Genomic DNA, 21,046 nt, shown 5'->3' with positions numbered 1-21,046 from the left:
CCCCGTGGGTCCCCCGTGAGCCCCCGCGTCCCCCGCGGGCTCCCGTTCCCCCGTACCTTCAGGCCACCAGCTCGCCGAAGGACTCCTCCTGGTCACGGCCGAAGCTGAGGACCTCGTCCTCGCGCAGCCGGCGGAGCGACCGCCAGATGCTGGACTTCACCGTGCCGACACTGATGTCGAGGATGGCCGCGATCTCCGGGTCGGTGCGGCCCTCGTAGTACCGCAGGACCAGCATCGTGCGCTGGAGTTCGGGCAGCCGCGCCAGCGCCTGCCAGAGCACGGTGCGCAGTTCCGTGCCGCGCATCGCGTCCGTGTCGCCGGGCGTCTCCGGCAGTTCCTCGGTCGGGTACTCGTTGAGCTTGCGCCTGCGCCAGGCGCTGATGTGCAGGTTGGTCATGGTGCGGCGCAGATAGCCCCCGAGGGCCGCCTTGTCACTGATCCGGTCCCATGCCCGGTACGTCGAGAAGAGGGCGCTCTGCAGCAGGTCCTCGGCCTCGAACCGGTCGCCGGTCAGGTGGTAGGCGGTCGCGTACAGGGAGGCACGGCGTTCCCTGACGTAGGCCGTGAACGCCACGTCGGCGCTCTCGGCCCACGCCGGGGTCTTCCGCTCCCCCGTGGTCTCCCCGTTTCCCCCCGCGGGTGTGTCGACCACCGTCATCCAGGACCTGCGCCCCGTCTCGGCGGACGACGTGTACGGACGTCCGGCGCCGCGGGCACACCCCCGTGCTCCCCCGTGCTCCCGGCCCCGTTCGAGCAGGGCGGTCCCCGCTCCGGCACCGGCCTTCTCGGCGCTCCGACCGACATCGTGAAGACGCGTGACAACTGCGCTTGCGGTGATGCTGTGAGTTGCGTTCATCTCGCGCCCCCCATCGGTGGAGTCCGGATCGTTCCGTGTGCCAATGAGCTTGCCGGGGCAGTTTCATCACGCTGTCCCTCGACTGTCACAGGCCTGTCACAGGGCCTGTCGTGCCCGTGCCTTCGGTGCGCCGGGCGCACGAGTCGGCGTCAACGGTCGAACTGAGGCTCCACCATGGGTCAGAATGACCAGCGTGCCTTTCCTGTTGCTGATCGAGGACGACGATTCCATCCGCACGGCCCTCGAACTCTCGCTGTCACGCCAGGGCCACCGTGTGGCCACCGCGGCGACGGGAGAGGACGGCCTGAAACTGCTGCGCGAGCAGCGGCCGGATCTGATCGTGCTGGACGTGATGCTGCCCGGCATCGACGGCTTCGAGGTGTGCCGGCGCATCCGGCGCACCGACCAGCTGCCGATCATCCTGCTGACCGCGCGCAGCGACGACATCGACGTCGTGGTCGGCCTGGAGTCCGGCGCCGACGACTACGTGGTGAAGCCCGTGCAGGGCAGGGTGCTGGACGCGCGCATCCGGGCGGTGCTGCGCCGCGGGGAGCGCGAGTCCACCGACTCCGCGGTGTTCGGGAACGTGGTGATCGACCGGTCCGCGATGACGGTGACCAAGAACGGCGAGGATCTCCAGCTCACACCGACCGAACTGCGGCTTCTGCTGGAACTGAGCCGCCGTCCCGGTCAGGCCCTGTCGCGGCAGCAGTTGCTGCGTCTGGTCTGGGAGCACGACTACCTCGGTGATTCCCGGCTGGTGGACGCGTGTGTCCAGCGGCTGCGCGCCAAGGTCGAGGACGTGCCGTCCTCACCGACCCTGATCCGTACCGTTCGGGGCGTGGGCTATCGGCTGGACTCGCCTCAGTGACTGCCGCCGCTGTTCGGGGCCTGCTCACCGGGCTCCGCTGGACGAGCCTGCGCCTGCGCCTCGCCGTCGTGTTCGGGCTGGTGGCGCTCACCGCCGCGGTGTCCGCCTCGGGAATCGCGTACTGGCTGAACCGTGAGGCCGTGCTGACCCGCACCCAGGACGCGGCGCTCGGGGACTTCCGCCAGGAGATGCAGAACCGGGCGGCGTCGCTGCCGCTGCGGCCCACCAAGGACGATCTGCAGAACGCCGCCGTGCAGATGGCGAGCAGTTCGCCCGGCTACAGCGTGCTGCTGGTCGACGAGCGGGACACCGGCAAGCCGATCGTCGGCAACTCCGACCTGGACTCCTTCACGCTCGACAACGTGCCGCGCTCCTTGCAGAAGGCGGTCACGGAGAAGCAGAAGGTGGGGCCCGGCAACAAGTACGAGTACCACCTGTTCTGGCAGCGGATCAGCATCGGCGGGGCGCCGTACCTGGTGGGCGGCACGCGGATCATCGGCGGTGGCCCGACCGGCTACCTGCTGAAGTCGCTCGACCAGGAGCGGCAGGACCTGAACTCGCTGGCCTGGTCGCTGGGGATCGCCACCGCGCTCGCCCTGATCGGCTCGGCGCTGCTGGCACAGGCCGCGGCGACGACGGTCCTGCGGCCCGTGCGACGGCTCGGCGATGCCGCGCGCAAGCTCGGCGAGGGCAAACTCGACACCCGGCTCGTGGTGTCCGGCACCGACGAACTCGCCGACCTTTCCCGGACGTTCAACAGGACGGCAAGTTCGCTGGAGAAGCGGGTCGCGGACATGAGCGCGCGGGACGAGGCGAGCCGGCGGTTCGTCGCCGACATGTCGCACGAACTGCGCACCCCGCTCACCGCACTGACCGCCGTCACCGAGGTGCTGGAGGACGAGGCGGACGGCCTCGACCCGATGATCGCGCCCGCGGTGCATCTGGTGGTGAGCGAGACCCGGCGCCTGAACAACCTGGTGGAGAACCTGATGGAGGTCACCCGCTTCGACGCGGGCACGGCCCGTCTCGTCCTCGACACCGTCGACGTCGCCGACCAGGTCACCGCCTGCATCGACGCCCGCGCCTGGCTGGACGCGGTGGATCTGGACGCGGAGCGCGGCATGTTGGTCCGTCTGGATCCGCGCCGGCTCGATGTGATCCTGGCGAACCTGATCGGCAACGCGCTGAAGCACGGCGGTTCACCGGTACGGGTCGCGGTGCGGACCGAGGGCGACGAACTGGTCATCGAGGTCCGCGACCACGGTCCCGGCATCCCCGAGGACGTGCTGCCGCATGTCTTCGACCGCTTCTACAAGGCCAGCGCCTCCCGGCCGCGTTCCGACGGCAGCGGTCTCGGGCTGTCCATCGCGATGGAGAACGCGCACATCCACGGCGGTGACATCACGGCCTCGAACTCGCCGGACGGCGACGGGGCGGTGTTCGTGCTCCGCCTGCCGCGCGATGCCGAACGGCTCACCCGTTCCGGCGACGACGACCCGGACGGTCCCGGCGGCGCGACCGGGGATCGTGACTCCGGCGCCCGGGGCGAGGAGGACGACGCGACGTGATGGCCAGCAACCACCGGGCCCGCCGTACGGTGACGGCCGTGGCCGGTGCCGTGCTCGCGGCGGCACTGGCCGCGGGCTGCGGGATCAGAACCACCTCGGTGCCGGTGGACGCCGGGCCCGCACCCTCCCAGGTGCCGTGCACGATGTCCCCGGACGACGTGACCACGCAGGCCCTCCGGGGCGTACCCGTGCAGATCTATCTGCTCTGTTCCTCGCAGTTGGCCACCGTGGACCGTGCCGTGCGGGTCGACGGGACGGCATCGGAATCGAACCGGGTCGAGCTCGCCCGGGCGCTCCTCGCGGAGTTGTCGCAGAAACCGACCGCCGAGGAGCGGCAGGCCGGGTTCACCACGGCGGTCCCGGAGCAGCTGCGGGTCGGCCCGGCCCGCAGCGGCGACTCGCGGTACACGCTGCGGCTCGGCGAACAGCCGGAGGACCTGCCGGCCGAGGCGCTCGCGCAGATCGTGTGCACGTACGCGAAGAGCACGACGCTCGCTCCCGGGGGCACCGTGGTGCTGGGCGGGCCCGGAAAGTACCCGGCGCACGACTATCTCTGCACCGCGGAGACGAAGGCCAAGCCGCGGGCGGTCACGCTGCCGAGCACGGATTCGGAACCGGGAACGGAACCGGGAACGGGAACGGGTCTGGGCTCCGGAGCGGGAACGGGCGGCGGCTGAGCACCGGGACGCAGGCGGGCGACCGGACCGCACGTCCGCGCCGGGCCCGCCCTCCGCGCCCGGGTCCGGGGCCCGCCCCGGCCACAACCGGCGCCCGATACGCCCCTCCCCTCCCCGCCCCTCCCCGTTCTCCGCCTCCTGCCTCCCGTCGCATGTCGCATGTCGCGTGCCGCGTGCCGCGTTTCGTGTGCCGCGTTCCCGGCGGGCGGAACCGATCCTGCCGCTCGGCGCGTCTTGGGTGACGTGCGTCAAGGTTCGGACAGTGAAACTGTCATCCGTTTCCGCGCGGCCGGGGTCGTTCTCCTCCTCGCGCATCTTTTGTTCGTCGGGTGGCTGACCCTGCGTCCGCTCGATGTGCCCTGGATGACCGCCTCGAACCTGCAACCCTTCGCCGGGATCAGGGCGGATCTGTCCCTCGGCCCCGTCGAGGCGACCCGTCGGATCGGCAAGGGGCTGCTGCTGCTCGCTCCGCTCGGCGTCCTGCTGCCGATGGCCGGGGGGCGCCTCACCGTCTCTCCCTGGGCCTCGATGGCCCGTACCGTCGCGGCGGGGGCGATGATCTCGCTGGCCATCGAACTGGGCCAGACCGGGGTGCCCGGACAGCGCGTCGACGTCGACTCCCTGCTGCTGAACACCACCGGAGTGGCGCTGGCCCATCTTCTGGTCGTGCCCATGTGCCGGGCGCGGCTGCGCCGCAGGAAGCGGCAGCGGATCAGGGAGGCCCCCCGCTCGGAGGACGAGACGGTCCGGGGCTCGACCCCGACGATTCCCAGGGTCGGAATGGCACCATAGAGCGACGCTTCGCCCCGGTTTGCCGGGCGACCATGGATGCATCGGGAGCACGACGGAACGGCTCCCCGCAACGGTTCACGAAGGAGCCACCATGGCCGGACTCGCCCGCCCCCGTGACGGACGCATGATCGGCGGAGTGTGCGCGGCGCTGGCACGGCGCTTCGGCACCTCCGCGGGAACCATGCGCATCATCTTCCTGGTCTCCTGCCTGCTGCCGGGGCCGCAGTGCCTGCTCTACCTGGCGCTGTGGGTGCTGTTCCCGGCGGAAAAGACGGCGTCCACCGCCTGGTGACACCCAGCGCACGACACGCCTGTGGGGCGGGTACCCGGACTCGGGTACCCGCCCCACAGGCGTGCGCCGCAGACGTTCCGTACGGCCGGTACGGGCTCAGCCGCCGAGCGGGAGCCCGTTGACCGAACCGCCGGCGGTGTTCAGGCCGCCCGCGGGCAGACCACCGAGGAGGCCCTTGACCGGGCCGGTGACGCCGCCGACGAGCTTCTGCTGGCCGGTGCCGAGGAGCTTGGTGGCCGTGTCGTCGACCGGCAGGGTCTTGGTCGCGTTGCCCAGCGCCGCACCGGCGACCGGCAGGGCGGTGCCCGCGACATCGGCCGGCAGCACGGCGGCGGAAGCGGTACCCGCGGCGGCAGCGGCGAAAGCGGCACCGAGAACGGCGGCACCGAGGGTCCTGGCAGCAGACTGCTTCATGTGAAATTCATCCTTGGGGAAGGGGGTGTGAGCGGCTCCGAAACGTAGTCAGCCCACTACCGCTTCCGCAAACAACCCCGACACGGAAAACGGCCGGGAAATCCTCGGAATTCCGGGGACCCGACCGTCTTCCACGCCGTGTCGATCAGCCCGCAGAGGCGGAAGAAACGCTGGTCGCAGCCGTCTGCTGGAAGAGCCACTCCGACTTCAGCTCGGCATAGCCGGGCTTGATCACCTCATTGATCATCGCCAGACGTTCATCGAAAGGAATGAACGCGGACTTCATCGCATTGACGGTGAACCACTGCATGTCGTCGAGCGTGTATCCGAAAGCCTCGCCCAGCTTCTCGAATTCGTGGCTCATGCTCGTGCCGCTCATCAGCCGGTTGTCCGTGTTCACGGTGGCCCGGAAATGCAGCTTCCGCAGCAGTCCGATGGGGTGCTCGGCGTACGAGGCGGCGGCCCCGGTCTGGAGGTTGGAGGTCGGGCACAGCTCCAGCGGGATGCGCTTGTCCCGTACGTAGGAGGCGAGGCGGCCCAGCTTCACGCCGCCGTCCTCGGAGACCTCGATGTCGTCGATGATGCGGACACCGTGGCCGAGCCGGTCGGCACCGCACCACTGGATGGCCTGCCAGATCGACGGCAGGCCGAAGGCTTCGCCCGCGTGGATGGTGAAGTGGTTGTTCTCGCGCTTGAGGTACTCGAACGCGTCGAGGTGCCGGGTGGGCGGGAAGCCCGCCTCCGCGCCCGCGATGTCGAAGCCGACGACTCCCTGTTCGCGGTAGCGGTTGGCGAGTTCCGCGATCTCCAGGGAGCGGGCGGCGTGCCGCATCGCGGTGAGAAGGGCTCCGACGCGGATGCGGTGCCCGTCCTGCCTGGCCCGCAGCTCACCCTCGCGGAAGCCCTCGTTGACCGCCTCGACGACCTCTTCCAGGGTCAGTCCGGCTTCGAGGTGCTGTTCGGGGGCGTACCGCACCTCCGCGTACACCACACCGTCCGCGGCCAGGTCCTCGGCGCATTCGGCGGCCACCCGGACCAGGGCCTCACGGGTCTGCATGACGGCGCAGGTGTGCGCGAACGTCTCCAGATAGCGCTCCAGCGATCCGGAATCCGCCGCCTCGCGGAACCAGATGCCGAGCTTGTCGGGTTCGGTCTCGGGAAGTCCGTCGTATCCGCTCGCGAGAGCGAGGTCGACGATCGTTCCCGGGCGGAGACCACCGTCGAGGTGGTCATGGAGAAGGACCTTCGGGGCGCGCCGGATCTGATCCCGGCCGGGCACGTGCGGGGTGGGGCTCGTCATCTGGGTACTCTAACGCCTACGCGCGTAGATCACCGCTTGTCGATACGTAACAGTGACCGCGAGGACGGGTGGAGTACACCCGTCCTTCTGACACTGTTCTGTCATGGCACAGCGCGCACTCACCCTGCCTGCCGCGAGGCTGGGACGGGCCATCGGCACGGCCGGAACACCGACTGCGGTCAGCGGCGTCGTCCTGCTGCTCCCGGACGGCGGACCCGACTCGCACCGCCGCCCCTCCCCCCTCTCGTACGCCCTCCAACTACCCCTGGCCCGGGCCCTGGCCCGCGCGGGCCGGGCGGACGACCTCACCGTGCACGTGGTCCGCTACCGCCACCGCGGCTGGAACGCGCCCGACGCGGACCTCGCGGCGGACGCCGAATGGGCCGCCGACGAGGTCGTACGACGCTACGGCGACGTCCCCGTCTGCCTCGCCGGCCACGGCATGGGCGGGCGCGCGGCCCTCCGGGCGGGCGGCCACGAGGCGGTCAACTCCGTTCTGGCGATGGCTCCCTGGCTGCCCGAGGACGATGCGCGCGACCCGGAACCGGTCAAGCACCTGCTCGACCGCCGGGTCCTGATCGTCCACGGCACCAACGACGCCCGCACCGACCCCGAACTCTCCTTCCGACTGGCCGAACGCGCCAAGAAGACCAACCGCGACACCTGCCGCTTCGAGGTCCACTCCGACGGCCACGCCCTGCGTCAGCACCGCTTCGAAGTCACCTCCCTGGCAACGGACTTCGTCCTCGGCTCCCTCTTCGGCCACGCCTACTCCCGCCCGGTCGCCGATGCCCTGGCGGCCCCGCCGCCACTGGGCCTGCGCATGCCCCTCGCGGCGGGGTTCGGGAAGACGCTGCGGGGGTGAGGGCATCAGGGAGCGGCGGTTGGGGATGGAACGCGCGTCGATGTCGGCAGGTGCAGGACAGTACGGGCGGAGACATTGCGGTGGCGGTGGCGGGAGCAGACCGGCGGATGTCGTTGTGGGACAACCGGCTTACGCCTCTCAAGTCTGTTCCGTCGAGCTACTGTCTTCCGGGACGCGAGGAGAAGCACATGGGCGATGCGAGCCGGTTGCCGAGGTTCGTGGAAGTAAGTGAAAACCGCGCCTTCCCGCGATAAAACCCCAGGTCATTTAGTGTGGTCCCCGCGTGTGCGGGGACGGTCCTGCGCATCGGATTCACGGACGGGCAGCTGCTGCGTGGTCCCCGCGTGTGCGGGGATGGTCCGTGGGGCTGGGACCAGGCGAGTACCGACGCGGAGTGGTCCCCGCGTGTGCGGGGATGGTCCCTCTTCCCGGTCGGGCGGTTCGGTGTTCATTCGGTGGTCCCCGCGTGTGCGGGGATGGTCTCCTGACAACGAGGGGATGGCCCAGGACATGGAGCAGGGTGAAGTGTCGGTGGTGCCAGCTAGGTTCTCCTCATGAACGATGCCGAACTCGCCTCGCTCCTCGCCGGGTGCACTCACTGCCCCTACCCCGGGACCTGGCAGATTCCCCCTTTCACGGAACGCGCGGTGGACGGTGCGCGGTATGCCCTGGTCGCGGTCGACCCGGGGGCGAGCGCGCTCGGCGTGCGTCGTGACGACGGCTCGCTGTGGGGCTTGCCGGAGGACGGCGTTCCACACCTGGTGAACTCCGGCGTCGAGGCGTTCGTCGCCTTCGACCGGGCCTATGCCGAGGCCGCCACCGAGGCCGCCGCGTACGAGGGGCCCGGCGACGATCTCGACGAGGACGAAGCCGTGGACCGGGCGGAGGAGGCCGCCGACGCGCTGACCGAGGCGTTGGTGACACGGTTCGAGGCCCTCGATACCGAGGCGGTTGCCGACGAGAGCTCCTTCTGGTGCATTGCCGCCGAGGAGCTGGGTTACGGCATGAGCGTGTGAGCGCACAGTCCATCGGTGGGCGCCCACTCCCGTTCTCCTGAAGCGGGGAGCCCCACCGCGCACGCGTTCCGCGCGATGGGGCCGATGCCAGTACCGGTACGGATAGTGACGGTTCGTCAGTTGAGCGTGAGATCACCGGACTTGGCACCCGCCACGAAAGAGGCGAACGCACCGGCCGAAAAATCCAGCACCGGACCGCTCGGATTCTTCGAGTCACGGACGGGGACCACGCCGCGCGCGGCGACGAGATTGACGGCGACCTCGACGCAGGCGCCACCGTTGTCGCTGTAGGAGGACGTGAACCAACGGGGGGATTCGGTCGTCACGGGGAGCCCTTTCGCAACTGGCTGATCAGGCGGATACAGGTGTCGCTCGGGACAATGCCTCAGCATCAAGTCGATGGTAGGCCGCCGCCGGGGTACGGACCGAGGCTCTTCCCGGCCGAAAGGGCTTCGGGGCATAACTCTTGTTGTGTCCAGCCGGGTTCGCTCCAGCGGTCGCGCCATGCGTGTTCATGGCCACTCGGCGTACCGACCCAACAAGGAGCCCCACCGCGCATGCGTTCCGCGCGATGGGGCCGCCAGGACCGGTACGTATGACGCCGGTTGGTCAGTTGGCCGCGAACTCTTCGGACTTGACACCTGCCACGAAGGAGGTGAACGCACCGGCCGAAAGGTCCAGCACCGGACCGCTCGGATTCTTCGAGTCACGGACGGGGACCACGCCGCGCGCCGCGACGAGGTTGACGGCGACCTCGATGCACTGGCCGCCGTTGTTGCTGTAGGAGGACGTGAACCAACGGGGGGATTCGGTCGTCACGGGGAGCCCTTTCGTAACTGGCTGATCATGGCCACGGACGCCGCTTGGGACAACGCCTCGGCCTGTAGCTGATGGTAGGCCGTCAACAGCGGTAGTACCGACACGCTTTCCCGGTCGAGATGGCCTCGTTGGGCGGACTCCGCGTACGACATCAACTGGCGGTCCGGCAGCGTCACGAGAGTTACCGGCAGGTCGAAGGGGCGGTGCTCTCCCATGTCGAACGGGGCGATCTGGAGGACGGTGTTCGGCAGCTCCGCGAACTCGATCAGGCGCGCCAACTGCCCGTCCATCACGGCGGATCCACCCACGGGTCGCCGGAGGCAGCTCTCGTCCAGCACCACCAGGACCAGGGGTGGGGGCATCCGCACGAGTGTGGCCTGACGCTCCACCACGAGCGAGACCCGCTCACTCGCCTGGTCGCTCGTGATCGCGCCCCGCTTGACCGCGCTCTCCGCGAGGACCGTCGCGTATTCGGGCGTCTGGAGCAGCCCGGGAATGACACCCACTTCGTACAGGCGGATCTCCGCCGCCCTGCCCTCGTGCCCGACGTACTCGGGGAAGCCCTCCAGCATCGCGCCGTGCCGGATCTCGCGCCACTGACGTTCGAACGTGTCAGCGGTGCCCTCGGTCCCGAAGACGCGGTCCGCACTGCGCGAAAGACGCAAGGTCGGAAGCTTCCGACCAGTTTCGACCGAGGAAATATGCGTACTGGAATATCCCATCCGTTCGGCCAGTTCCTCCTGCGTCCAGCCGCGCCCCTCCCGCGAGCTGCGCAGACGCGCCCCGAAGGCCGCCTGGGGAGAGCTTTCCGGATCCAACTCCTTGCGATTCAACGGATTATCACCAACCTTTCGTCCTCCTGCGGCACGTTGAATGGTTCCTGACGGTAGACCACGCTGAGCCGCCTCGGTAAGGGAATCATTACGGAGAGGAGCGCAGTGGTGGTGCCCGTTGAGCACGTTCCCTCGAACGGGAAGAAATCCCCGCATGTCCCGGCTCCCGGCACGCTCATGGCCGACACCGGACACGGCGACCGCGTCGGCGAGTTCCGTGGGGTGGCCGGACCGTATTGGTCGTTGCGGCCGGTCCGGGGCGGGACCGAGTGGGAGGCCCCGCCGGAGTGTGTTCGCCGACTCACCTCGTCGGAACGGCTTCGCGCGGAGACGGCCCGGGCGAACGCCCGCAGTCGTGGCGAGTTGTTGTGAGGGGGAGGGAGAAGAGGAGTACCGAACGTCCCTTCACGACATCGGAGTTCACCCGCACCGGGCTCGTCGATCGGCGTGCGGGCTCGACGACCTCGCCCGCCGAAGGGCGCACATCGAAAGGAGACCCGCATGCCGCTCCTGGCCCCCTATGTGGCCTCACGGGACAGTGACCTCCCCGGCCGCACCTCGGAGTTGACTGTCGAATTCGGCAGCAAGGGGCCCCGGATCGCGTATCGGAACACCCGCTCCACCGACCGGGATCACCACGGAAACCTGTGGGTGCGTGTACGGGAGTCCCCGGGTGGGCGCGTTCTGTACGACTGCATGAACCCCCAACGGCAGCGTGTGTGCATGGAGCGGATGCTGTGCCAGGTGTGCGGCGGACCCGCCGACCGGAACGAGCAGGGGTGGCTGTTCCTCGACTGGCGGCGCGCGGACTCGCCGCCGACCTGGCCGGAGAGGTCGATCACCTCCATGCCGCCGCTGTGCGCCGAGCACGCACGGGTCTCCGTCCGGCAGTGCCCGTTCCTGCGGAGGAACGAGCACGCCGTCCTGCGGGTGCGAAAACCTCGGCTCCACGGGGTGTCGGGGACCGTCTACACCCTCACGGCCCGCGGCTGGCACGCCTCCGAGAACGACTGCCTCTCCGCATACGACGAACCCCGCATCCCCGGCCTGCTCGCCTCCCGTCTCCACCGGGAGCTGCGCCGGGTGACGGTCGTGGACCGCCCGTAGCCGGGGTCGGGGAACGAGTGCCATACTCGCGGTCATCAGACGAAGACATCAGATGATGACATGAGTGTCACGACATGCACGAGTGACACCACACGAGGGGATGGGCCGGTCCGTTGCCTCCGATATCCACGTCCTCCCGGCGGCAGCGGGCCCTGGTCCCCGTGCTGGTCTCGCTCGGCATGCTGGTCGCGATCATCAGCAGTCTGGGTGCCCCGCTGATCCCGACCATCGCGGACGTGGATCACGTCTCCGTCTCCGGCGCCCAGTGGTCGCTGACGGTCACGATGCTGGTGGGGGCCGTCGCCACTCCGGCCATGGGGCGTCTGGGCGACGGCCCGCACCGCAGGAAGGTGATCCTCACCGGTCTCGTCGTGGTGCTGCTGGGCAGTCTGCTGGCGGCGCTGCCGTTGGGTTTCGCGTGCCTGATCGTGGGCCGGGCTCTTCAGGGGGCCGGGATGGGGCTCGTTCCGCTGGCGATCGCGACCGCCCGCGACTCCCTGCCGCCGGAACGGGCACGGTCGGCGCTGGCGACGCTCTCGCTGACGACCGCCGCCGGGGTCGGCCTCGGCTACCCCGTCACCGGGCTGCTCGCGGAGTACCTGGGGATGTACGCCGGGTTCTGGTTCGCGGCGATCGCCACGGCGCTGGCCCTGGTCGCCGCCGTCCTCGTGATCCCCGTTCCGCCGAGCCGTCCGGCACGGCCGATGGACATACCGGGTGCGGTACTGCTGGCCCTCGGCATGTCGGGGCTGCTGTTCACGCTCAGCCAGGGGGAGCACTGGGGCTGGGGGTCGGCGCGGCTGCTCGTCCTGGTCGCCGTGTCGGTGTTCCTGCTGGGTGGCTGGGTGCTGCACGAGCTGCGCACCGAACATCCCCTGGTGGAACTGCGCCTCGTCCGGGACCGAGTGGTCCTCGCCGCCCACCTGACCACCTTGATGGGCGGCGTCGGGATGTACCTGCTGATCTCGTCGGTGACCCGGTACGTGCAGACGCCGACGGACGCCGGGTACGGATTCGGGGCCTCGATCGTCGTCACCGGACTGGTCCTGGTGCCGTTCTCGGTAGCGAGTCTGGTGGCCGGCCGTGTGGTGCGGCTCCTCGCCCGTACCCAGCCGCTCGCCCGGCTCCTGCCGCTGAGCTGTGTGATCTCCCTCGTGTCCATGCTGACCTTCGTGTTCGCCCGGGGAGCCCTGTGGGGTGTGTTCGTCACCATGGCCGTGGCCGGGCTCGGTGTCGGCTTCAATTTCGCGATCACGCCCGGGCTGATCGTCGGCGGGGTACCTGCGCATGAGACGGGCAGCGCGATGAGTTTCAATCAGGTCGTGAAGTACATCGGTTACTCGGCCGGCAGCGCGCTCAGCGCCATGGTCCTCCAGGCCGCCACCGCGCCCGGCCGGAGTCTGCCCTCCGGCGACGGCTACCGCACGACCGGGCTGCTCGGGTCGGGAGTGTGGGCCGCGACCGCTGTGGTCGGGCTGATCCTGCTCCGGTCGTTCGCGCGCACCCCGTCGCGGACGGCCGGGAGCACCGTGGCCATGAGCCCGGCGGTCGGGACGGGCGGCCCCGGCACCTCAAGCGGCTCCGACGGTTCCGGCACCTCAAGCGGCCCCGGCGGTTCCGACGGCTCCGACGGCTCCGGCGCCTCCGACAGCTCCGACGGCTCGGTGTCCGGACGGAATCCAGGACCGGGCGCGACGGCGGAGACGCGCGCGGAGGTGGAGCGGTGAGCGAGGGCGGAACGGTGAACGGGACGGCACCGGCACGCCGTCGCGACTCGGCCCGCAGCCGCGAACTGCTGCTGCGGGCCGCGAGCGAACTGTTCGGCGAGCGTGGTTTCGACCGTACGACGATCCGCGACATCGGCGAACGCGCCGGCGTGGACCCGGCGTTGATCGCCCGCTACTTCGGCAACAAGACCCTGTTGTACGTCGCCGCGCTCCAGGCGGAGCAGGGCGACGAGACACCGGCCGACCTCTTCGACCCGGACCGGCTGCACCAGATCTTCGAACGGTCCGACCGGCGCGGTCCCGTTCCGCTGCTCCAGGTGGCGGTGCAGCCGCTCAGTGACCCGAGGGCACAGGACGCCACGCGTGCGGCGCTGCACGCCCGGCTGGTCGAGCCGTTGCACGAGCGCTTCGTACGGGAGGGGCTGGACCGGCCGCAGCTGCGGGCCGAAATGGTGGTCGCGGCCGTTTCCGGGATACTGCTGGGCCGCCACTCGGGGGCGTTCGACGCACTGGCCGGGGCCGAGCACGAGGACCTCGTCGACCTGCTGCGGGACACGCTGCTGAGCGGGCGCTGAGCACGAGCCCGGTCCCGCTCGCCGCCGGACGGGCCGCGCCTTCGCCGCAGCACCATCGCAATCGTACGAAAGACCTGCCAAGGCTTCGGTTTCTCGTCGCGCAGAGTCCGGGCATCCTTGTGAGTTCGGCCTCGATGCTGCCGTCGATCGGACTGACATCGAGGCGAAGCCGGTCATCGCGGCAGGGAAAACAGGGAGCGGCGGAAAAGAAAAAAGGAAAGGAGACTTCTTTGCTCCTTTCCACTCTCAACGTATAGCGCACCGGGGGCCTTGCGGCAAGGCCCCCGTCGTGACGCAGAATCTCGGGTCGAGGCCGGAATCCGTGGACGTGGGAGCCGCGACGTGCTCGCGCCACACCTGCGTTCCCCGCGACCGGACCGGTGGCCGGACCGACGACCTGACCGGCACCCGGGCCGCCGACGGAACGGCGACCGGAACGACGACGGGAATGATGAACGAACGACGACGGCTCCGGGGCCGTCGGGCGGCACGCCGCGTGGCCCGGCCGCAAGCAACCCCAGATCGGAGCCCCTCCGCATGACCCCCATGACCCCCCTGCCCACCGACGCGTTCGCCCTTCCCGACCGCCTCTCCCCCAAGGCCGCCCCCAAGCTGATCGCCGACGACCGGCAGCGCTTCGCGGCCATCGCCGAGTGCCTGGACCGGACGATCGCCGAGCTGTCGGAGCGTCTCGCGGAGGCGCGCAGGGCACCCGGCGGTGTCGGCCGGGAGGCGATGGAACGGGATCTGGAGGTCCACCGGCTGACCGGCCGGCTGCGCACGCTGCGCCGCTTCGGGCTGGACCTGTGCCTCGGGCACATGGTCGGCGCGGACGGCTCCGAGCCCGTGTACGTCGGACGGCTCGGCCTGACGGACCGTGCGGGCCGTCGGCTGCTGATCGACTGGCGCTCCCCCGCGGCCGAGCCGTTCTTCGGCGCCACCCACGCCAACCCGATGGGGCTGGCGAGCCGCCGCAGGTACCGCTGGACCGGTGGCCGGATCAGCGACTACTGGGACGAGGTGTTCACCCCGGACGGGATCGTCGGGCACGCCGCGCTCGACGACCAGTCCGCCTTCATCGCCAGTCTGGGCGGCAACCGGTCGGCGCGGATGCGGGACGTGCTCGGCACCATCCAGGCCGACCAGGACGCCATCATCCGGGCGGGCTCCCGCGGCGCGCTCGTCGTCGACGGCGGCCCGGGGACCGGGAAGACCGTCGTCGCCCTGCACCGCTCCGCCTACCTCCTCCACTCCGACCCCCGTCTCGGGCACCGCAGGGGCGGCGTGCTGTTCGTCGGCCCGCACCGGCCCTACCTTGCCTATGTCGCCGATGTCCTCCCCAGCCTCGGGGAGGAGGGGGTGCAGACGTGCATCCTGCGGGACCTCGTCGCCGAGGGGGCCGCGGCGACGGCCGAGACCGACCCCGACGTGGCCCGCCTGAAGTCTTCCGCGAAGCTGGTCGAGGCGATCGAGACGGCCGTCAGGTTCTACGAGGAACCGCCCGCCCGGGGCATGGCGGTCACCGTCCACGGCAGCGACATCCCGCTGGGCGCCCGTGACTGGGCCGTGGCGTTCGACGCGGCGGACCCCGGTGTTCCGCACAACGAGGCGCGCGAGCAGGTCCGGGAGGAGTTGCTCACGATCCTGGAGGACCGGTACGACGGCGACGCACCGGCCGCGCTGGTCCGCAGGGCACTGCTGCAGAACAGGGAACTGCTCGGGGCCTTCGACCGGGCGTGGCCGCTGCTCGAAGCGGCGGACCTCGTCGGTGACCTGTGGTCGGTCCCCGCCTACCTGCGGATGTGCGCTCCCTGGCTCGGCCCCGACGACGTGGCGAAGCTGCAACGCGGCGACGCTCAGGCCTGGACGGTGTCCGACCTGCCGTTCCTGGACGCGGCACGGCAACGGCTCGGCGACCCGGAGACGGCCCGGCGCAGACGTCGGCACAACGCCGCGGTGGCCGCCGAGCGCGAGCAGATGACCAAGGTCATCGACAACCTGCTCGCGGCGGACCCCGACGGCGAGGGCGCGGTGACGATGCTGCACGGGCAGGACCTGCGGGACACCCTGGTCGACGGGGACGCGCTGCCCGGCACCGAACCGGACCTGCTCGCCGGCCCGTTCGCCCACGTCGTGGTGGACGAGGCCCAGGAACTCACCGACGCGGAGTGGCAGATGCTGCTGCTCCGGTGCCCGTCCCGGAGCTTCACCATCGTCGGGGACCGGGCCCAGGCCAGGCACGGGTTCACGGAGTCGTGGCGGGACCGGCTGGAGCGGATCGGGTTCGACCGGATCGACCTGGCCACCCTGACCATCAACTACCGGACGCCGGAGGAGGTCATGGCGGAGGCCGAGCCGGTCATCCGCGCCGTGCTCCCGGATGCCAACGTGCCGACCTCCATCCGTTCCGCCGGCGTACCCGTCCGGCACGGATCCATCGCGGACCTGGACGCGGTCCTCGACGCCTGGCTCGCCGAGAACACCGACGGGATCGCCTGCGTCATCGGCGATCCCGCCTTCCGGGCGACGCCCCGCGTCCGTTCGCTGACCCCGGAGCTGTCGAAGGGGCTCGAATTCGACCTGGTCGTCCTCGTCGACCCGGAGGCGTTCGGCGGGGGCGTGGACGGAGGCAGGAGCGTGGACGGAGGGGAAGGCGTCGAGGGAGGCAAGGGCATCGAAGGAGCGGTCGACCGCTATGTCGCGATGACCAGGGCGACCCGGCAGCTCGTCGTCCTCACGAGCCCCTGACGCCGGACGGACCGACCACCGCCGCCCAACGAGCCGGGGAGCGACAGAGGGCGGGCTCGCGACCCCCTATCGCTCCCCGGCTCGAAAGCCGTCCCGGCCCTGCGAGGCATCCGCGTCCCGGCTCCGCAGCGCCCCCAGAATCCAGGGCACGTCGTCCGCCGTCGCGGCGATGACCACCGGGGTCGTGCCGTCGCGGCACTCCACCACCCGCAGACCGTTCAGCGCGGCGGCGCCCGGGTCGGTGCGGTACGGCGGACGGACCCGGACCGGGGTCAGCGAGGACGGAAGGCGGCGGCGGGCCACCCGGCCGGTCGGGTCGGGGGTGGCGGCGAGCAGACCGGGGCCGATCACCAGGTGGTCGAAGCCGTCGACGCTGTACGGCACATCACCGAGGACCAGCGCGCGCAGGCAGCGTTCGCCTTCGGGCACGCGCGGCACGACGGTCATGGTGTCCGTGGTGCGGCGCAGTCGGCGGCGGATGATCAGCACGGTCGGCACAGCGATGACCAGCGCCGCGACGACCGTCGTCATCAGCACGGCCGGGACGGAGTCCGTGGCGAACGCGGCCACCGCCCCGGCCCCGGCGAGGCACAGGAACGCGCCGGTGGGGACTCTGATCTGCCACGGGTCCAGCGCGGGCGAGTCGGCCGACCGGCGGGCCCACCAGTAGCCGCCCCAGAGGAACGCGGCACCCAGCATCAGCATCGCGAGCCCCGCCGCGAGGAACAGGCGGCGGGCGCCGCCCGGGACGGCGCCGGTGCCCTGTCGCAGGTGTCCGAAGGCGACCGAACGGGCCTCGCCGCGCCAGTACGTCACCCTCACCCGGTCGCCCGCCGTCACGGCACCGAAGACCGGGGAACCGCTGCTCATCTCCAGCCGGAACTCGCGCGCCGCGCCATCGCCCGCGACGGACGCGGTGGGCGAGGGGGGCGCGGTGAGGAACAGGTACCGGTAGGTGGACCTGCCACGCCGCCCGGATTCCGTACGGACGACCACGGCGGGCGATTCGGCCAGGCAGTCGCGGTCCGGCTCCCGCGACGCCCGCGGCTTCCCCGGCTCTTCCACCGGGCAGGCGGTCGCGGCCGTGTAGTCCCGGTGGTCGGCGCGCGAGGCGGGCAGGAGGCCGAACATGAACACGGCAGCCCCGACGACGAACGCGAGACCGACGAGACCGGTGAACCACGCGCCGCCACGCCCCCCGGCCGGCCGGGACGGCGGGGACGGGGGCTCCGCGGCGGCGGAGGACACGGAATCCGGGCTCGTCATCCGGGCATTCTCCCCGGTCGTGCACGCGGCCGGGCGACTGGGCGGGCAGCCGACTGGCCCCGTACGGTGTCCGGCCGTCCTGCCGTCCTGTCGGCCGACCAGCAGCACAGCAGAACGGCAGGGACGGCAGGGACGGCAGGGGTGGCAGGGACGGCAGGGACGGCGAAGACGGCAAGGACCGCAGAACGCCCGGCCGGCGGGGCGGCCCCGTACGGGGTCAATCAGGCAGCAGGTGGCCCCGGCGCGACAGCAGGAAGCGTTTGAAGGCGGCCACCGGAGGCGTGTCCGGGTGGCCGTCCAGCCAGGCGACGCCGATCTCGCGGGCCGCCCTCGGCGCCGTGACGGTGAGTTCGACGACGCCGGGGCGGGCCACCGCGGGCGGCGGCAGCAGGGCCACGCCGAGGCCCGCCGCGACGAGCCCGCGCAGCGTCTCCGCCTCCTCGCCCTCGAAGGCGACGCGCGGGGTGAAACCCGCCTGCGCGCACAGGTCGTCGGTGATCCGGCGCAGGCCGTACCCCGGTTCCAGGGTGACGAACTTCTCGTCCGCGGCCTCCGCCAGCCGGATGCGCCGGCGCGAGGCGAGCCGGTGGTCCTCGGGGACGACGAGGCGCAGCCGCTGTTCGTCGAGGCGGCGGGCGACCAGGTCGGGGGCGTCCGGGACGGGTGAGGTGAGGCAGAGGTCGAGGCCGCCGGCGCGGAGACGTTCGAGCATCGCCTCCCCGTAGTTCTGCACGAGCTGGAAACGGACCCGGGGGTGATCGGCACGGAAGGCGCGGAGCAGGGCGGGCACGGTCTCGGAGCCCATGGTGTGCAGGAAGCCGAAGGCGACCTTGCCGGTGGCCGGGTCGGCGTCGGCCCGTACCGAGTCCGCGGCCTTCTCGACCTCGGCAAGAGCCCGCTCGGCCGAGCCCAGGAAGGTGCGGCCCGCGGGGGTGAGGGAGACGGTACGGCCCTTGCGGGCGAACAGGGCGACTCCCAGGTCCTGTTCGAGCCTGACCATCGCCCGCGAGAGGGTCGACTGCGGGATGCCCAGCTCGTGCGCGGCCCGGGTGACGTGCTCGTGGCGGGCGACCGCCTCGAAGTGCGCGAGCCGCGGCGCGAGGACGGCGCGAATGTCTTCTTCGTAACTACTCGGTGACAGCCGTGGCTGTGAGCTGCGTTCATGCGCCATGGGATTGATTATTGCGGTTTCATGCATTGGACGCATGAAACCGGGAGGCCTACGTTCGGAGCATGCCTCCTGCCAGTACCGGGGCGTCCACGATCGTCGTGGCCGCCTCGCCCCAGCCGTCCCCCGTCGCCGACCCGGACCGCGCCGCCGCCACCGCCGGCCCCTCCGCCTCCGCCGCGACCGCAGGCCCCTCGGCGCCGGACCGTCTCGCACCGGGCCGCCCCGGATATCGCCGGATGAGCCTCGCGCTCTTCGCCGCGGGGGTCGCGACCTTCGCGCTCCTCTACTCCACACAGGCCCTGCTGCCGGCCGTCTCCTCCTCGCTGGGCGCCACGGCCGGGCAGGCGAGCTGGACGGTCTCCGCCGCGACCGGCGCGCTGGCGCTGTGCGTGCTGCCGCTCAGCGCGCTCTCCGAACGGTTCGGGCGGCGGCAGATGATGACCGCCTCGCTGACGGTCGCCGTGCTGGTCGGGCTGCTCGTGCCCTTCGCGCCCTCGCTGGGCTGGCTGATCGCGCTGCGCGCCGTCCAGGGCGCGGCACTGGCCGGACTGCCCGCCTCCGCGATGGCGTACCTGGCGGAGGAGGTGCGGCCCAAGGCGTTGGTGGCCGCGATCGGACTGTTCGTGGCCGGTAACAGCATCGGCGGGATGAGCGGCCGCATCCTCACCGGCTGGATCGCCCAACTGTGGGGCTGGAGGGCGGCGCTGGGCGCGGTCGGGCTGCTGGCCGCGGCCTGCGCGGTGGCCTTCCACCTCCTGATCCCCCGGGCCCGGCACTTCACCCCCGGGTCGCTGAACCCGAAGGCGCTGGCGAAGACGGTCGTCGGGCATCTCGCCGATCCGTTGCTGCGGCGGCTGTACGCGATCGGCGCGCTGTTCATGACGGTGTTCGGCGCCGTGTACACGGTGATCGGCTACCGGCTGGTGGAGGCGCCGTTCGGCCTTCCGCAGGGTGTCGTCGGGTCGATCTTCCTCGTCTACCTGGTCGGCACGGTCTCCTCGGCCGCGGCCGGCAAGCTTGTCGAGCGGCTGGGCCGCCGGGGCGCCCTGTACCTCGCCGTCTCCACCACCGCCGCCGGACTCCTGCTCTCGCTCGCCGACGATCTGACCACCGTCCTGCTCGGTCTGGTGCTGATCACCGCGGGCTTCTTCGCCGGGCACGCGGTCGCCTCCTCGTCCGTGAGCCGTACCGCGACGAGGGGCCGGGCGCAGGCGTCGGCGCTGTACCAGTCCGCCTACTACCTGGGTTCCAGCGCGGGCGGCACACTCGGCGCGGTCGCCTTCCACGCCGGGGGCTGGGCGGGGACGGTGTCGCTGGGGCTGCTCGCGGTCCTCGGCGTGGTCTCGATCACGCTGTACGGCTCGCGGGCCGCGGCGCGCGCCGCACGGCGGCGGCCGGTGCCGGTGGTCTCCCCGCAGAGCTGAAAGCGGAACTGAACGGGGGTGCGCGTCGGCGTGCGGGTTTCCTCGCACGTCGTCGACGGCGGAGTCACACAGCGGGTTCCTCCGTTCTCAGGACCGGGGGAACCCGCGTTCGACTGCCGTGCGGGGGGAGTCAGCTGGGCTGGTCCCCGGTGTAGCGGTAGATGTTCCCCGCCGCGTTGACGTGCCAGACGGTGCCGTCGGCGCCCGCACCGATGTCGCTGCCGTTTCCGGCGACCTGGGCCCAGGGACTCGCGTCGTTGTTGGTGTAGCGGTAGAGGTTCCCGGCCGAGTTGACGCCCCAGACGTTCGTCCGGGACCCGGCCGAGATGCGGGCCAGGGCGCCCGAGACGAGCTTCCAGTGGGTGGAGCTCTCGTCGCCCGTGTAGCGGTAGACGTTGCCCGCCGCGTTCACCCCCCACACCGTGCCGTCCGCGGCCGCGCCGATGTCCGTCAACGCACCCGGGATCTGCACCCACGGACTCGCGTCGTTGTTGGTGTAGCGGTAGATGTTCCCCGCCGCGTTCACCCCCCACACATTCGTCCGCGACCCCGCCGAGATGCGGGCCAGGGCTCCCGGGATCTGCTTCCAGTGGGTGGCGCTCCCGTCGCCCGTGTAGCGGTAGATGTTCCCCGCCGCGTTCACCCCCCACACCGTGCCGTCCGCGGCCGCGCCGATGTCCGTCAACGCACCCGGGATCTGCACCCACGGACTCGCGTCGTTGTTG

General features: G+C 71.1%; 22 protein-coding genes and 1 CRISPR repeat array. Of the genes, 13 read left to right on the top strand and 9 right to left on the bottom strand.

Going from position 1 to position 21,046, the window contains the following annotated elements; all coding sequences use genetic code 11:
• Positions 1 to 58: 58 nt before the first annotated feature.
• Positions 59 to 856 (bottom strand): SigE family RNA polymerase sigma factor, encoded by a 798-nt coding sequence (locus ACF1CT_RS29555; protein ID WP_391787030.1) that lies wholly within the window; start codon positions 854 to 856, stop codon positions 59 to 61.
• Positions 857 to 1,049: 193 nt separating this feature from the next.
• Here ACF1CT_RS29555 and afsQ1 point away from each other — a divergent pair, with 193 nt between their 5' ends.
• The 5 genes from afsQ1 to ACF1CT_RS29530 all read left to right on the top strand — a co-directional run bounded on the left by afsQ1 (position 1,050) and on the right by ACF1CT_RS29530 (position 5,056).
• Positions 1,050 to 1,727 (top strand): two-component system response regulator AfsQ1, encoded by a 678-nt coding sequence (gene afsQ1, locus ACF1CT_RS29550; RefSeq protein ID WP_391787112.1) that lies wholly within the window; start codon positions 1,050 to 1,052, stop codon positions 1,725 to 1,727.
• A complete protein-coding gene (locus ACF1CT_RS29545; RefSeq protein ID WP_391787029.1) occupies positions 1,724 to 3,295 on the top strand; it encodes an ATP-binding protein in 1,572 nt (523 codons plus the stop codon). Before afsQ1 ends, ACF1CT_RS29545 begins: the two co-directional genes overlap by 4 nt.
• A complete protein-coding gene (locus tag ACF1CT_RS29540) occupies positions 3,295 to 3,972 on the top strand; it encodes a hypothetical protein (protein ID WP_391787028.1) in 678 nt (225 codons plus the stop codon). The genes ACF1CT_RS29545 and ACF1CT_RS29540 overlap by 1 nt, the downstream gene beginning before the upstream one ends.
• 243 nt (positions 3,973 to 4,215) lie before the next feature.
• Positions 4,216 to 4,764, top strand: a complete 549-nt coding sequence (locus tag ACF1CT_RS29535; RefSeq protein WP_391787027.1) for a VanZ family protein — start codon at positions 4,216 to 4,218, stop codon at positions 4,762 to 4,764.
• A 91-nt stretch (positions 4,765 to 4,855) separates the two neighbouring features.
• The gene (locus ACF1CT_RS29530) at positions 4,856 to 5,056 is read left to right on the top strand and encodes a PspC domain-containing protein (RefSeq protein WP_391787026.1); all 201 of its coding nucleotides are present in this window, start codon (positions 4,856 to 4,858) and stop codon (positions 5,054 to 5,056) included.
• Between the two features lie 96 nt (positions 5,057 to 5,152).
• Here the strand turns inward: ACF1CT_RS29530 and ACF1CT_RS29525 are convergent, their stop codons facing one another.
• Both ACF1CT_RS29525 and ACF1CT_RS29520 read right to left on the bottom strand, forming a co-directional pair.
• Positions 5,153 to 5,470 carry a hypothetical protein gene (locus tag ACF1CT_RS29525; RefSeq protein ID WP_391787025.1) on the bottom strand — a complete coding sequence of 106 codons (318 nt, stop codon included), beginning with the start codon at positions 5,468 to 5,470 and terminating at the stop codon, positions 5,153 to 5,155.
• A 145-nt stretch (positions 5,471 to 5,615) separates the two neighbouring features.
• A complete protein-coding gene (locus ACF1CT_RS29520; protein ID WP_391787024.1) occupies positions 5,616 to 6,770 on the bottom strand; it encodes an adenosine deaminase in 1,155 nt (384 codons plus the stop codon).
• A gap of 103 nt (positions 6,771 to 6,873) precedes the next feature.
• Between ACF1CT_RS29520 and ACF1CT_RS29515 the strand changes: the two genes are divergently transcribed.
• Together ACF1CT_RS29515 and ACF1CT_RS29510 are read left to right on the top strand one after the other, a co-directional pair.
• Entirely contained in the window at positions 6,874 to 7,635 is a 762-nt protein-coding gene (locus tag ACF1CT_RS29515; RefSeq protein WP_391787023.1) for an alpha/beta hydrolase family protein, read from the top strand.
• A gap of 272 nt (positions 7,636 to 7,907) precedes the next feature.
• Positions 7,908 to 8,117: direct repeats of the CRISPR family, unit length 27 nt; unit sequence GTGGTCCCCGCGTGTGCGGGGATGGTC.
• Positions 8,118 to 8,189: 72 nt separating this feature from the next.
• Entirely contained in the window at positions 8,190 to 8,651 is a 462-nt protein-coding gene (locus ACF1CT_RS29510) for an SUKH-4 family immunity protein (protein WP_391787022.1), read from the top strand.
• 116 nt (positions 8,652 to 8,767) lie between these two features.
• On the opposite strand, the gene ACF1CT_RS29505 is transcribed toward ACF1CT_RS29510, so the two are convergent.
• The 3 genes from ACF1CT_RS29505 to ACF1CT_RS29495 form a co-directional block, all read right to left on the bottom strand.
• Positions 8,768 to 8,977 carry a DUF397 domain-containing protein gene (locus ACF1CT_RS29505; RefSeq protein ID WP_391787021.1) on the bottom strand — a complete coding sequence of 70 codons (210 nt, stop codon included), beginning with the start codon at positions 8,975 to 8,977 and terminating at the stop codon, positions 8,768 to 8,770.
• A gap of 283 nt (positions 8,978 to 9,260) precedes the next feature.
• The gene (locus tag ACF1CT_RS29500) at positions 9,261 to 9,470 is read right to left on the bottom strand and encodes a DUF397 domain-containing protein (RefSeq protein ID WP_391787020.1); all 210 of its coding nucleotides are present in this window, start codon (positions 9,468 to 9,470) and stop codon (positions 9,261 to 9,263) included.
• A complete protein-coding gene (locus ACF1CT_RS29495; protein WP_391787019.1) occupies positions 9,467 to 10,303 on the bottom strand; it encodes a Scr1 family TA system antitoxin-like transcriptional regulator in 837 nt (278 codons plus the stop codon). The genes ACF1CT_RS29500 and ACF1CT_RS29495 overlap by 4 nt, the downstream gene beginning before the upstream one ends.
• 177 nt (positions 10,304 to 10,480) lie before the next feature.
• On the opposite strand from ACF1CT_RS29495, the gene ACF1CT_RS29490 reads away from it, so the two are divergent.
• The 5 genes from ACF1CT_RS29490 (at position 10,481) to helR (ending at position 16,460) form a co-directional block, all read left to right on the top strand.
• Positions 10,481 to 10,675, top strand: a complete 195-nt coding sequence (locus ACF1CT_RS29490) for a hypothetical protein (RefSeq protein ID WP_391787111.1) — start codon at positions 10,481 to 10,483, stop codon at positions 10,673 to 10,675.
• 129 nt (positions 10,676 to 10,804) lie between these two features.
• Positions 10,805 to 11,410 carry a hypothetical protein gene (locus ACF1CT_RS29485; protein ID WP_391787018.1) on the top strand — a complete coding sequence of 202 codons (606 nt, stop codon included), beginning with the start codon at positions 10,805 to 10,807 and terminating at the stop codon, positions 11,408 to 11,410.
• A gap of 113 nt (positions 11,411 to 11,523) precedes the next feature.
• Complete coding sequence (locus ACF1CT_RS29480; protein WP_391787017.1) at positions 11,524 to 13,137, top strand: MFS transporter; 1,614 nt, start codon at positions 11,524 to 11,526, stop codon at positions 13,135 to 13,137.
• Complete coding sequence (locus ACF1CT_RS29475) at positions 13,134 to 13,712, top strand: TetR family transcriptional regulator (protein ID WP_391787016.1); 579 nt, start codon at positions 13,134 to 13,136, stop codon at positions 13,710 to 13,712. Before ACF1CT_RS29480 ends, ACF1CT_RS29475 begins: the two co-directional genes overlap by 4 nt.
• A gap of 546 nt (positions 13,713 to 14,258) precedes the next feature.
• Complete coding sequence (helR, locus tag ACF1CT_RS29470) at positions 14,259 to 16,460, top strand: RNA polymerase recycling motor ATPase HelR (RefSeq protein ID WP_391787110.1); 2,202 nt, start codon at positions 14,259 to 14,261, stop codon at positions 16,458 to 16,460.
• A gap of 66 nt (positions 16,461 to 16,526) precedes the next feature.
• Here the strand turns inward: helR and ACF1CT_RS29465 are convergent, their stop codons facing one another.
• Together ACF1CT_RS29465 and ACF1CT_RS29460 are read right to left on the bottom strand one after the other, a co-directional pair.
• Positions 16,527 to 17,726 (bottom strand): hypothetical protein, encoded by a 1,200-nt coding sequence (locus tag ACF1CT_RS29465; RefSeq protein WP_391787015.1) that lies wholly within the window; start codon positions 17,724 to 17,726, stop codon positions 16,527 to 16,529.
• Positions 17,727 to 17,943: 217 nt separating this feature from the next.
• Positions 17,944 to 18,897: a LysR family transcriptional regulator gene (locus ACF1CT_RS29460; RefSeq protein WP_391787014.1), complete on the bottom strand. Its 954-nt coding sequence runs from the start codon at positions 18,895 to 18,897 to the stop codon at positions 17,944 to 17,946.
• Between the two features lie 62 nt (positions 18,898 to 18,959).
• Here ACF1CT_RS29460 and ACF1CT_RS29455 point away from each other — a divergent pair, with 62 nt between their 5' ends.
• Positions 18,960 to 20,321 carry an MFS transporter gene (locus ACF1CT_RS29455; protein ID WP_391787013.1) on the top strand — a complete coding sequence of 454 codons (1,362 nt, stop codon included), beginning with the start codon at positions 18,960 to 18,962 and terminating at the stop codon, positions 20,319 to 20,321.
• 130 nt (positions 20,322 to 20,451) lie between these two features.
• Here ACF1CT_RS29455 and ACF1CT_RS29450 read toward each other — a convergent pair.
• Positions 20,452 to 21,046 (bottom strand): tectonin domain-containing protein (locus tag ACF1CT_RS29450; protein WP_391787012.1); only part of this gene is annotated, 595 nt, incomplete at its 5' end.

It is taken from the genome of Streptomyces sp. NPDC014734 (assembly GCF_043083325.1).
In the GTDB taxonomy this organism is placed as follows: Bacteria; Actinomycetota; Actinomycetes; order Streptomycetales; family Streptomycetaceae; genus Streptomyces.
This window is presented reverse-complemented; position numbering and strand designations above follow the sequence as displayed.